9 protein-coding genes and 3 pseudogenes are annotated in these 11935 nt (G+C 59.6%); 3 read left to right on the top strand and 9 right to left on the bottom strand.

Features of this window, described 5'->3' with window-relative positions; genetic code table 11:
• On the top strand, positions 1-477 hold a 477-nt coding region (locus A3764_RS13250), incomplete at its 5' end, for a TRAP transporter large permease subunit (protein ID WP_150122176.1).
• 223 nt (positions 478-700) lie between these two features.
• On the opposite strand, the pseudogene A3764_RS13255 reads toward A3764_RS13250, so the two are convergent.
• From A3764_RS13255 to A3764_RS13280, 6 genes and pseudogenes are all read right to left on the bottom strand, one after another.
• Positions 701-1435, bottom strand: a pseudogene (locus A3764_RS13255) (IS110 family transposase); the annotation flags it as partial.
• Between the two features lie 57 nt (positions 1436-1492).
• On the bottom strand, positions 1493-2656 hold the full coding sequence (locus tag A3764_RS13260; RefSeq protein WP_067267130.1) for an enolase C-terminal domain-like protein: 1164 nt from the start codon (positions 2654-2656) through the stop codon (positions 1493-1495).
• Positions 2653-4053, bottom strand: a complete 1401-nt coding sequence (locus tag A3764_RS13265; protein WP_197470968.1) for a class II fumarate hydratase — start codon at positions 4051-4053, stop codon at positions 2653-2655. The genes A3764_RS13260 and A3764_RS13265 overlap by 4 nt, the downstream gene beginning before the upstream one ends.
• A gap of 14 nt (positions 4054-4067) precedes the next feature.
• Positions 4068-5348, bottom strand: coding sequence for a class-II fumarase/aspartase family protein (locus tag A3764_RS13270; RefSeq protein ID WP_236628194.1), 1281 nt, complete (start codon positions 5346-5348; stop codon positions 4068-4070).
• Between the two features lie 103 nt (positions 5349-5451).
• Positions 5452-6438: a TAXI family TRAP transporter solute-binding subunit gene (locus A3764_RS13275; protein ID WP_067267124.1), complete on the bottom strand. Its 987-nt coding sequence runs from the start codon at positions 6436-6438 to the stop codon at positions 5452-5454.
• A gap of 21 nt (positions 6439-6459) precedes the next feature.
• Complete coding sequence (locus tag A3764_RS13280) at positions 6460-8577, bottom strand: TRAP transporter permease (RefSeq protein ID WP_067267122.1); 2118 nt, start codon at positions 8575-8577, stop codon at positions 6460-6462.
• Between the two features lie 107 nt (positions 8578-8684).
• On the opposite strand from A3764_RS13280, the gene A3764_RS13285 reads away from it, so the two are divergent.
• A complete protein-coding gene (locus tag A3764_RS13285) occupies positions 8685-9401 on the top strand; it encodes a GntR family transcriptional regulator (RefSeq protein ID WP_067267120.1) in 717 nt (238 codons plus the stop codon).
• A 354-nt stretch (positions 9402-9755) separates the two neighbouring features.
• Positions 9756-10055 (top strand): hypothetical protein, encoded by a 300-nt coding sequence (locus A3764_RS24090; protein WP_161487259.1) that lies wholly within the window; start codon positions 9756-9758, stop codon positions 10053-10055.
• Between the two features lie 435 nt (positions 10056-10490).
• On the opposite strand, the gene scpB is transcribed toward A3764_RS24090, so the two are convergent.
• The 3 genes and pseudogenes from scpB to A3764_RS26005 all read right to left on the bottom strand — a co-directional run.
• Positions 10491-11063 (bottom strand): SMC-Scp complex subunit ScpB, encoded by a 573-nt coding sequence (scpB, locus tag A3764_RS13290; RefSeq protein ID WP_067267117.1) that lies wholly within the window; start codon positions 11061-11063, stop codon positions 10491-10493.
• Positions 11064-11065: 2 nt separating this feature from the next.
• A pseudogene (locus A3764_RS24095) lies at positions 11066-11525 on the bottom strand (DUF1403 family protein); the annotation flags it as partial.
• Positions 11526-11579: 54 nt separating this feature from the next.
• Positions 11580-11935 (bottom strand): annotated as a pseudogene (locus A3764_RS26005) (TniQ family protein); the annotation flags it as partial.

The raw sequence follows: 11935 nt of genomic DNA on the forward strand, positions 1-11935 counted from the left end.
CCTGCGCTGGTCAAGCTGGGGCTGTCGCCCATCGGATCGCATTTGTTCGTGCTGTATTGGGGCATGCTGTCCTATATCACACCACCGGTTGCGCTGGCCTCGATCACTGCGGCGCAAATCTCGGGGGCCAACGGCATGGCGACGGGGTTTACGTCGATGCGACTGGGGACGCCCCTGTTCATCCTGCCCTTCGTCTTCGTGTACGAGCCTGCATTGCTGCTGCAGGGCGGGGATGTGGTTGCCATCGTCATGGCGATCAGCACCGCTATTGCCGCGCTGGTTGCCTTGTCCTGCGCGCTTGAAGGATATGTCTACGGGGTGGGCCGAATCTATCGTTTCGAGCGGCTTATCGTCGGCATTGGTGCGATTGGATTGATGGTTCCGGACCGGTATTTCGAGCTGGCCGGAGTCGCGGTTCTCTTGCTGGGTCTCGCCATAGCATGGCAACGCGGAAAATCCGTTCTCGCAAATCAGTGAGGTATTTAGGCGCGCTGAATCTGCCGAGACACGCCAGTTTTGATGATGGCGTTGGCGATTGCCCTCAACCCTCGTCCGAATGCCATTGTGAGGGGACTGTTGCGTTAATCGGATGAGTGCAGTGGCGAGCCCTTTAGTCTTTAGGCTCCAGACTTCGGTAACGGGGACGTCTCAGTCAAGCGCTTTTCGACATAGGCATCCGACCGCCTGGTTGCGGATTTGATCACAGTTTTTTCTGTGCCGTTCTTCTATCTCCGCTGCCTTCGTCTGAGATCACCCCGATGCGCCGGGCTAGCGCGACCATGGCGCGCTTGCCACCACGACGGCGGGCGACCTGCGCTGCCCATGTTCTCAGCCACGTCGAACGCCAGCGGTGCAACATCACGGTCGCAGCCCGACATAACGCGCGGCGCAGGTTGATATCACCTGCCTTTGTGATGCCGCCCGAAACGTCGCGTTCGCCCGATTGGTTGCGCGATGGCGTCAGACCGACCCACGGGCCAACATTCTTTGAAGCTGTGAACCGGGTGGGATCATCAATGGTTGATTTGTTGGTTAGCGTGACAACGGCCCCAACCCCGGGCATCGACATAAGTCGACGACAGACTGGTTTCTCCTGCGCCATTTGGCGAACAAGGCGTTCTAGTCCCGCCAATTCCTGTCGCAAGGATGCCCGCGCCCGAAGCATTGGCCCTGTCGCGGCCTCCAACATCGAGTTGCAGTCCGCCAGTTCGCGGATTCGGTGTTCATACCTGCCCCGAGAGATGGCACCAACTTTCAACCCGAAGTTCCGCAACAGCCCACGCATGGACATTTCCAAGGCAATCATCCCCTGCTGTATGGCCTTTCGGGCCCCGAGCACGGCACGGACCTCTTGCGCAGAGAAGGATTTACAATGAACCGGCCGGAACCAACCGAGGTGAAGTAGGCGCGCGATGCCTTCGACATCCCGCCGATCCGGAGCCTAATCGCTACAGACATGTTTCGGCTATTGGCCAGGAGCAAATCATGAACTTCATGACAAATTATCTTGCAACCATTTCCACAATTCTGACTTCAATTCGAGTCCGATCCCCGGAACGTCGGGAAGACAGACGCGCCCGTCTGAGACCTTCTGATCATCTGCAAATCCTCCGAGCGGCTGAAATACGCCGGGATAGCTTTCGTTGCCGCCCAGCCCCAGTCCCGCAGCGATATGCAGGGACATCTGGTGCCCTCCGTGCGGATGCAGACGTCTGCGAGACCAGCCCATCTGATCCATCAACGCGAGTGTCTTCATATAGTCCGAGAGTCCATAGGAAAGCCCAGCGTCGAACTGAACAATGTCTCGATCCGGTCGCATGCCTGCATATCGGAAAAGGTTGCGGGCATCCTGATGGGAAAAGAGATTCTCGCCAGTCGCGAGGGGCGCTTCGTAGCTTTCGGCCAGCACAGCTTGAAGGCGAAAATCTAGGGGATCGCCTGCTTCTTCGTACCACCGCAGACTGTACGGCGCGATGGCGCGGCCGAATGCCAAAGCCTCATCGAGGGTAAAGCGACCATTCGCATCAACCGCTAAGCGGCTGCCATCATGTCCAAGTAACGCGAGAGCGGCCTCAATGCGGGAGATGTCCTCCGATAAAGGAGCGGCGCCGACCTTGATTTTGACTTCGCGGTAGCCCCTATCCAGATACGACCGGATTTCATCCTCTAAACCAACCATTCCACCTGAACCATAGTAGCCACCCGCGGCATAGACCGCGATGTCGGTGTCTGCCGCGCCCGCGCGAAACCGATCAGCCAGAACACGGTAAAGCGGGCGTTCTTCGGCTTTCGCCACAAGATCCCACATTGCCATATCTAGCGCGCCCATGGCGACCGCCCTGCCTCCGTGCCCACCCGGTTTTTCATTACGCATCGCGACGGCGGCGCAGTGAATTGGATCTAAAATTCCAGCATCGTCCAACAGAGCATCGGGCGGCTCAGCCATCAATCGAGGTATGAGTCGGTCGGTCAGGACTCCCCCCTCCGCCCACCGCCCGATGGATCCGAACCCGTACCCTACCAGCGTCTTGCCGTTTCGCATCTGATCGGTCACGATGGCGACAGCGCTTGTCCTGAGCCCGGCGAAATCCACAACGGCGTTCTTGCCCGGGGAGCTGATAGGAAGATCTGCTTGGCGAATACTAACGATTTTCATTTTGGATGACCCATTAAGCCGCCTTTAGCCATAAGGACCGGGTCGATCAGCCGATCGTATTCATCTGCGCTTAACAAACCAACGGCCAAGCATGTTTCGCGCAGCGAAGTCTCGCTCGCTTCCGCTTTGCGGGTCAATCGTGCGACCGCATCATAGCCCAGTCTTGGCGTCAGTGCAGTTGCAACCATGAGCGACATCTCGACGTTGCGCGCCATGCGAGCACGGTTCGGTTTCAACCCAATCAGACAACCGGATCGGAAGGCATCCAGTCCATCCGCAAGTGCCGACACACTTTCCAACAATGCGTGGATCAGGACGGGCTTGGCGACGTTCAACTCGAACAGACCTGAGGCACCTGCCGCAACCACCGTCGTATGATTACCGAGCGCGCGGTGGCAGACTTGAAGAAGCGCTTCGGCGAGGGTCGCATTGCGCTTGCCCGGCATTATCGAAGACGACAGACCATCGTCGGGAAGCTCCAGCTCTCCCAGACCCGCGCGGGGGCCGGACGCCAGCAAGCGTATATCGTTCAAGATATGGATCAGCGAGACCGCCACCCCCTCGCAGGCCGCGGAGGCCGCAACAACCGCGTCGTGCGCAGCCATCCCCTCTCCCGCGACAGAAGACGGCGTGAAATCAGCGCCCGAACGACGAGACAGGACATTGCAGAACTCCTGCGCAAAACGATGCGGCGCATTCAGGCCGGAACCGGCCGCCGTTCCCCCCTGCGGGAGCCTGTGAAGGTCTGGCAAGGTGGCGCTGACCCGTAGCTTTGCCCGTGCGATCTGAAGACCGTAGGATGCGAAGTTTTGTCCCAGCGTGACCGGCACCGCATCATTCAGATGTGTGCGTCCCAGACGAACGAGATCGTGGTAGGACTGCGCCTTCTCCTCGAGCGTCTGTTGAAAACGCGACAGGGCGGGCAGCAGACGACCTGTTATCGCCTCGACCGCAGCGATCTGCATGACCGTCGGAAAACTGTCGTTGGATGATTGGCTACGATTGACATGGTCGTTCGGATGGACTGGCGTGCGGGTGCCAAGCCCCTGCCCTGCCATTTCGTTCGCGCGGTTGGCCAGAACCTCGTTAGCGTTCATGTTGGTCTGGGTCCCGCTGCCGGTTTGCCAGATCGGCAGCGGGAAATGATTGTCGAACCGGCCCTCGCGCATTTCTTCGGCCGCGCGGCCGATCAACGTCGCGATCTCGTCGGGGAGCATGCCGAGCGCAAGGTTGGCCTCCGCCGCTGCGCCCTTCTGAAGCGCGAAGGCGCGGATCACTCCGACCGGCATCTGCGGGCCCTCAATCGTAAAGACGGCAAGCGCACGCTGTGTCTGCGCGCCCCAGTAGCGGTCGGCGGGAATTGCCATGACACCCACCGAATCTGCCTCGTTTCTCATTCTTTCGGAGCAAATCATCGTCCCGCAAGCACCCGGTCGACCATTTCTGGCGCCTCGCCAAGATAGTTGCGGGGTTCTGTCAGCGACTTCAGCACCTCGCCCTCGAGATGGCTCGTTAGCACCACTTCATCCTTCAACGCGTCATACAACGAAATGCTGCCTTCTACCGCACGGCGACAACCGGCATAGACGATGTCGTGCGCTTCCTTGCGTCCCGTGTGGGGGGCCAAAGCCATCATCACCGCTTCGGCCACGATCAGCCCCCGGGAATGGTCAAGGTTACGCCCCATATTTTCGGGATAAACCCGCAGACCCTCGAGCATAAATTCAGCCTGGGCCAACATCCCTGAAATCGTGGCGAAGCCTTCCGGGACTGCAGAGAACTCCAGATGCCAAGGACCGGTGGCGCGTTCATGGTCATGGATCATAGCGTCAAGCATCGCCGACGCGTGGTTCCGCATCAGGCGGGCCCCCGCGAGGATCAATTCGCAGGAAATGGGATTGGCTTTCTGCGGCATTGTGGAGGATGCGCCACGATGACGGACGAAAGGCTCTGCCACCTCGCTTAGCTCAGTAGTCATCATGATCGCGACATCGCCCGCGATCTTGGCAAGACTGCCACCGATCAGCGCCAAAGTCTGGACGGTTTCTGCAATGCCGTCGCGGATCGAGTGCCAAGTGATCGATGGGACACCTAGACCGAGCTCGGCGGCAAGGGCGGATTGGGTTTCCAGCCCCCGCCCAGACAGTGATGCAAGGGTGCCCGATGCCCCTGAGAATTGGACATTGAGCACCCGCGGCGAAAGCTGTTCCAGCCGCTCTGCGTGGCGATCGAACCCAGACAGCCAAGTTGCGGCCTTATATCCGAAGGTCACAGGCAGGGCGTGCTGCATGTGGGTCCGGCCTGCCATCGGCGTGTCGCGATGAGTCCGTGCCAGCCCTGCAAGCGCGCTACGCACCCCCTCGACCCGCCGAGCGACAAGCTCCAAACCATCCCGGATCTGCAGAACCGTAGCCGTGTCCATGATATCCTGGGTTGTCGCCCCCCAGTGCAAATACTTACCAGCCTCTCCCGCCGTCGCTGAAAGCTGCTCGACAATGGGCAGTATCGGGTATCCGACGATTTCGGTTTCACGCGCCAGCCGGTCGTGATCGAGAGGCTGGAGGGAAGCGGCCGCAATTCCGTCGGCCGCCTCCGCGGGGATCAACCCTAGACCGGCCTGCGCCCGCGCCAATGCCACCTCTACCTCGGTACAGGCGGCCAGGTAGCGTTCCGAACAGAAGATCGCGCGCATTTCGTCGTCGCTGAAACTGCGGCCCCATATGGGAGAGTCGAGCGCTGTCACGGTTTTTGGCAAGTAGCTTGTCACGGGTGCAGATCCTTCGGTCATTTATGTCCTACTCCGCCGGTCTCACGGCATAAGGAACCTCGATGCCATTTTCCTCGAAATATCTGATCGCGCCCGGATGGTAGGGCATGACCGTGTTCATCGCGACGTTCTCAAGCAAGGTTTCCTTTGCCGAGCCATGTGTCGCTAGAAGCGCGTCGTGGTTCTCGAAGATCGCCTTGGTGATCTCGTATGCCAGGCTCTCAGGCATGTCCTTTGACGCGAAGGCGATGTTCCACATTCCGAACGTTTTCACTGGCTCATCAAGCGAAGAGTATGTGGCTGCAGGAATTTCCATGATTTGTGCATAGGGCACGCTTTCCTGGAGCTTTGCGATTTCATCGTCGTTCAGACCGAAGATCACGGAGGGCTGCAGCGCCTCGAGCTCCGAGAAGGCGGACATCGGCAAGCCTGCGGCGGTCGCCACCGCATCTAGGCGGCCATCGGCCAATTGTGACGTCTGGTCGCCGATCGGACCGTTCTGAACGTTGACATTCAATCCAAGCGCTTCGAACCAACGCTCCCAATATGTGCCGCCGGTGCCTCCCTTGGGGCCTGTGCCGATGGTCTTGCCGTCGAAGTCGGACACCTTGACGATCCCTGACCTCGCAAGCGCAGCGGCCTGAAAGGGGGTCACATACATCGGGAAAAGTGCGCGAACGCCATCGTATTTTGTGCCGAGATCCATGTCCATTTCGCCCTGAATCGCCTCAAAGGCCGGGCCCAGGGTCGTGAGACCGACGTCGACGCGCTGCTTGTTGACCAGCACGAGGTTCTGAAGCGGTCCCTGAGTCTGCTGCGTCGAGGCAGGAACACCCAGCGCGCTGGAGATCACGCTGGCCACGCCTTGGCCGTAGATCGCATAAGTGCCTCCGGGCGAAGCGGTGGCAACCACAATGTTGCCGGGCCAATTGCTGCGGTCCGCGTCCTGCGCAAAGGCGGTGGTTCCGGCCAGTACCGCGACTAGCGACAGGCCGATAAGATTTCTGCGTTTCATGGATAGTCCTCCCTTTGAAAATCAAACAGTCTTAGTTCCGCGCCCCGTCCCGCCCGTACGAGCGAGCCTGAGGGCGATGAGCGCCGCGCCGACGGCGACGCCCGCGAGGTCGGTGTAGATATCCCCGGCAATCAGAAGCAGGGCGGTCACACCAAATCCGATCCGCCAGAAGCCGCTAAGCGTTCCGGCGAACCAGCCGCCGCTGGCGGTGGCAAGCGCCCACACGCCAAGCAAGGCGGTGGCTGTCGTCCGAACGATTTCCCATACGGACCCGTTCATCAGCACCCCTTGGTTGTGGATGAAGAGAAAGGGAACGATGAATGCCGCCAGACCATACTTCACGGCCTTGAACGACGTTTTCCAGGGATCACCGCCCGCCAGCGCGGCGCCCGCAAAGGCCGAGAGCGCGATTGGTGGCGTGATCGTCGAGATGACTGCATAGTAGAAGATGAATAGGTGCACCGGCAGGACATCCAGCCCGATCCGTTGCAAGGATGGAGCAACCACCGATGCTGCGATGGCATAAGCAGCAGTTGTCGGCATGCCCATTCCTAGGATCAGCGCGATGACCATGGCAAACACCAGCGCCAGGAACTCGCTTTGCCCTGCGACCCCGAGAAGCATGGCCGAAAACCTTCCGCCAAGACCGGTCAGCCCGATCACACCAACGACAATCCCTGCGCAGGCGCAAACGGCTGCTAGTTGAAGACACTGACGCGCCCCGATGCTCAACGCTTCGAGGATATCCTGCACAGTGCCTCGGATCGCCGCAGACATTCCATCGGTCCGGGCAGCAAGGGCTGCAACGGCAAGCGTCGCTGAGCCAGTGCCCATCGCAATGATGCCATGTGTATTTGCGGAAAGATAAGGCACCGCCAAGACAGTCACCAGGACCGTCGCGACCGGCACAGCCAACAGCCGACTATCAAGACCCATCCGTTGCTGCAGCATGACGAGAACCGCGATGGCAATGCCCCATGAACCGGCAGAGATGATAGAGAATCCGGCAAATAGAAAGATGATCAACAAGGCGAGCGGAGCCAGCATAAAGCCGTCCTTGGCCATTGGCTTCAGATCGGGCAGTTCCGAGCTGGGGAGACCTTCAATACCTTCCTTGCGCGCTTCGAGATCGATCTGGATATAGACTGCGAAGTAATACAACACGCAGGGTATCAGTGCCGCAACGATGATCTCAGTGTAGGGGATGCCTGTGATTTCCGCCATGATGAACGCACCCGCTCCCATGATCGGTGGGGTCAGTTGCCCTCCTGTCGACGCCGCCGCTTCGATCCCACCTGCACTGGTGGGCTTGTAGCCGACACGCTTCATCACCGGGATGGTAAAGGTACCCGACGCGACCACGTTCGCCACACCGCTGCCCGAGATCATCCCGAACAGAATGGAGCCGAACAGCGATACCTTCGCGGGTCCCCCGCGCATCCGCCCGAAACAGGCGAAGGCCAGGTTCATAAAAAAATCGCCGACTTTCGAAACTTGGAGAAATGCCGCAAACAACACAAAGAGCACGATGTACTTCGCCGCCGCGGCAGTGGCGATCCCAAACACGCCCTCCATCGAATAGACGAAGGTCGAGAACTCATCGACCCCAAAGCCCCTGTGATAAAGCACGCCCGGCAACCAAGGCCCAACGAAGCCGTAGACGATAAAGATACTCGCAAGGACCGGCAGGGCTACCCCTGCCGTGCGCCGGGTGAATTCGATAACGACGATGATCCCGGCCAAGGCAGCCACGACGTCCCCTGCCGTCGGCAGGACACCCGTGCGGATGATCAACTCATCCAGATTCCACAAGATATAAAGCGAAGCGAAGATTGCCAGACCTGAGAGCAGGAAGTCAAACGCGGGGACTTTGTCACCCGCTTTTCCGAAGGGGGCATAGAGCGCGAAGGCTATAACCGCGGCGATATTGACATGCAGGACACGAAACACCCAAGCGTCAAGCTGGAAGAAATTGAGCACCAACAGGTGAAAGACAGAGTACAGAACACAGAGGGCGGCGACCATCGCTGTCTGCCATCCGCTCAGGTTCCGGATTTTGGACCCAAAGTCGAAAGTTTCGGCGTCCCGTGTCGCGTCTTCATTATACGCTTCGTTCTGCCCCGGTTTTATCTCGGTCATGCATTCCCCCCGCAGCAGCGTTCGAGCTTATATGTTCGGACATACTACTTTGTTCGTACATACTATGATATCTGGAATTCTGTCAAGTCGGGCTGTATGGAACAAGAATGTCTCGTCAACCAATCTATGCCGTCCTTGCCGATGAACTGGTGCGCGACATCAGAACGGGTCTCTACCCGCTCGGATCCTTGTTGCCGACAGAAATTGAAATGGCGGAAGACCGGGGGCTTTCCCGCTCCACCGTCCGTGCAGCACTCGGACGGTTGGTGCAGCTCGGATTAGTGACGCGCCAGAAAGGCGTCGGAACGCGAGTAACGTCGATCGAGCCGGGCAGCTACAATCCCTCGACAACCTCGATTGAAGAACTTGCACATTTCGGCGCCGCGACACACAGGACGTTGCTTGGCATCGAAGAAGTCACGCTTGATATGACCCTTGCGAAACGGCTCGGCGTCCCGGCGGGCAGCCGCTGGTTTCGCGTCCGCACGCTACGTTCGGACATCAAGACCGCAGCTCTGCCGATTTGTTTTACTGAGAATTATATCGATATCGAGCTGCCGGGTGTGATCCACGATATCGGCGACTACTCGGAGCTCATCGCGACCCGCATCGCCAGCAGATACGGCAGTGTGGTCGATGAAGTCCGCCAGGTGATCCGGCCACGGATTCTCGATGAGGAACTTTGCAGCCTCCTGCGGACTGCTCCAAACGAACTCGCACTTGAAATACGGCGACAATATTGCTCGGCTGGGCGGCTGATTTATGTCAGCCTAAGCCAACATCCCGCAGACCGGTTCGAATATCACATGTCCCTCAATCGCTAGGCTGGGCTCTTTTTTCGGGTTTGTGTCTCTCAAGCCACGCGTAGGGTTAATGAGGGAGCCCGTTGAGCTATCCTAGTCCTACGTTTGAAAGGAGCCTTGCTCAAGGGTGAGGTTACCTTGGCCATGATGCTGCTGCGGCAGAGTGAATAAATTCAACCGCACCGCCCACCGACAGAACCTCACGACGGCCGGTACAGGAACCGCCCCCCGGCGGCAATGATGTGCCATTAGCCAAGCCTACCCCCCATACACTGCAACGTTGCAGCGCCGCACGTTGTAATCTGTATCATCGCACGGGTATCGGCATCCGCAGCACTGTCTCAAGGCTCCTATTACGCATTTGGCCTGCTGGCGGTGACAACCTATGATGGCGTCGGTATTTCTGAAGAAGATCGGAACCGAGATCGTGTCACCGTCGAGGCTCCGCAAGGCACATTGTCCCTGTCCAAGACAGTTCGCAATGTGACGCAAAGTACACCCGAGGGTGTCAGCAACGGCGCGGGCGCTGGAGATGTGCTCGAGTATAGGATCTACTTCGAGAATACTGGGACGCTGCCGGCATCCGACATCCAGATATTCGACAGAACGCCGCCCTACACGGTCTTGGCCGGTCCGGTGCCGAGCCCCGTGACGATTTCAGGTGGAGTCACCTGATCTATTCTATCGCCGACCGCAAATAGCCCCGGCTATTCGGGTGACCTTCGTTGGGAATGCTCCGGCTTGTATCCCGCGGGGGCACAAGGTGCCGTGAGCTTCCAAGTGAGAGTCTCTCCCTAAAAGGAGGAGGTACGCCGCGTTCACAAGCTCTGCCTCTTGGCCTTTAGCATTCCTGATGGGAGCTAGATCTGCGGACATTCGGTCTCCAACAGTCTTGCGCGGTCCGGTGCAGACAGATGCCAGGTCTTTCCCGAGATGTATGCGTCGAGAATGTCTTGTTCCGGCAAGCCCATGAAACGATAAACAGAACGACCGAGTTTGCACTAGGCCCGGCATCGGAGATCGGCGAGATGTGAGGCTACGAGCGAAAAGTAACTTTTTCTCAGTGTCTTAGAGCTAGAAAAGATCGACAACATTCTACCCGAAACTGACCTACGATACTTCCGCCGCAACCCCAGCATCCTCCAACTGCTCCCGATCGGGAAGATCGTGCAGACTCTCCAATCCGAAGGCGACGAGGAACTGCTCGGTGGTCACGAAGATGTAAGGCGCCCCGCGCCGGGGCGACCTCGGCCCGGTCCCGATCAGGTCGCGGCTGATCTCTTGGCCGAGGATATCCTTCAGCCTATCGCGGGTGACCGGCTGGTGAAAGGTGATGGCGGCCAGCACCGCGATGTCGAATTCGCTCAGGTCCAGCAATTGATCCCCGACATCCGCCGCTGCGCGGATCGCGGGCGCGTAGGCGGCCCGCGTCTGGAACATCCAGCCGCCGGCGACTTGAGCGATCTCGAAGGCGCGCCCTTCCAGATCGGCGGCAAGGTCCTCGACCAGCTGATCGACCGACACCTCCTGCCCCACTACCCGGGCGAAATCTTCGCGCGGCACAGGGCAGGCAGAGGCGAAGAGCACCGCCTCGATCCGGCGCATCCATTCCCGCCAGCGCAACTCTGGCGGCAGGTCGGGCAGCTCGCAATCCAAATCAGGGTCAGAGCGATCCTTCGCCATCGCTACAGCCCGTAGAGCCGGAAGGTGTCGCGCCCGGTCAGCTCGCGCACAGCGCCGAGTTCGACCAGCCGGCCGCAGAGCCGCCGCGCGGTGCGATCCGGCAAAGGCAAGGCCGAAGGCGCCACGGCATCGCGGGTCAGGAACATCTCGACCGCGTCGCCCGCCTCCTTGGCCCGCAGCCAGCTGCAGCACAAGATGTTCCCAACCAAGCGCCTGAGCCAAGGCCGCGTCCGCAAGGATTAACGCAGCCACATCGGCGCGCGGCCCCTCGCGCAATAACGCCTCCAACACCATCGCGGCCCGGGTCACCGGCAACCCTTTCCCCGCATCAAGCCACCCGGCAATCGAGCCCGGTTCGAGGGTCGGCAAGGGTCGGCCTAGAGCTTTGATCGACACCGGTCGCTCCACCGCGCGCCGCCAGGCGAGGCAGATCGCGCCCGTCGGTCCGGGCAAATCTCCGGGTGTCGCGTTGCCCTTTAATCTGAGACGCGACGCGTTTGGCGACAATTTTTGCCCTTAATTGTGAGATACGGCTGTCATGGGGCCCCTGTTTCTCGCGCACCTTTGCGCGATGTGATCAACCGCGGCAAGCAATCGAGGCTCCTTCTCGAAGGCGCGCAAGAGAGCAACCCTTGCATAGTCGTCGATGCTTTTGCTGACGATGGCTGCCTTAGCCAAGGGATGAGATCGAGCGGCGGCGATTGCGGCGAGGCAGAACAGCCTAACTTCCGATCTGGGGTTCTGGACAGCGAACGACGGATCCCCGCGGAAGGTTTTGAGTGACATGGCAAAGGTGACCGCGCGCATTGCGCGCCGAAGTTGCTTGGGGCCGCGCGAGCGCGCGGCCCCAAGCAACTTCGGCGCGCAATGCG

The organism is Sulfitobacter sp. HI0129 (genome assembly GCF_001635395.1).
Classification (GTDB): Bacteria; Pseudomonadota; Alphaproteobacteria; order Rhodobacterales; family Rhodobacteraceae; genus Sulfitobacter.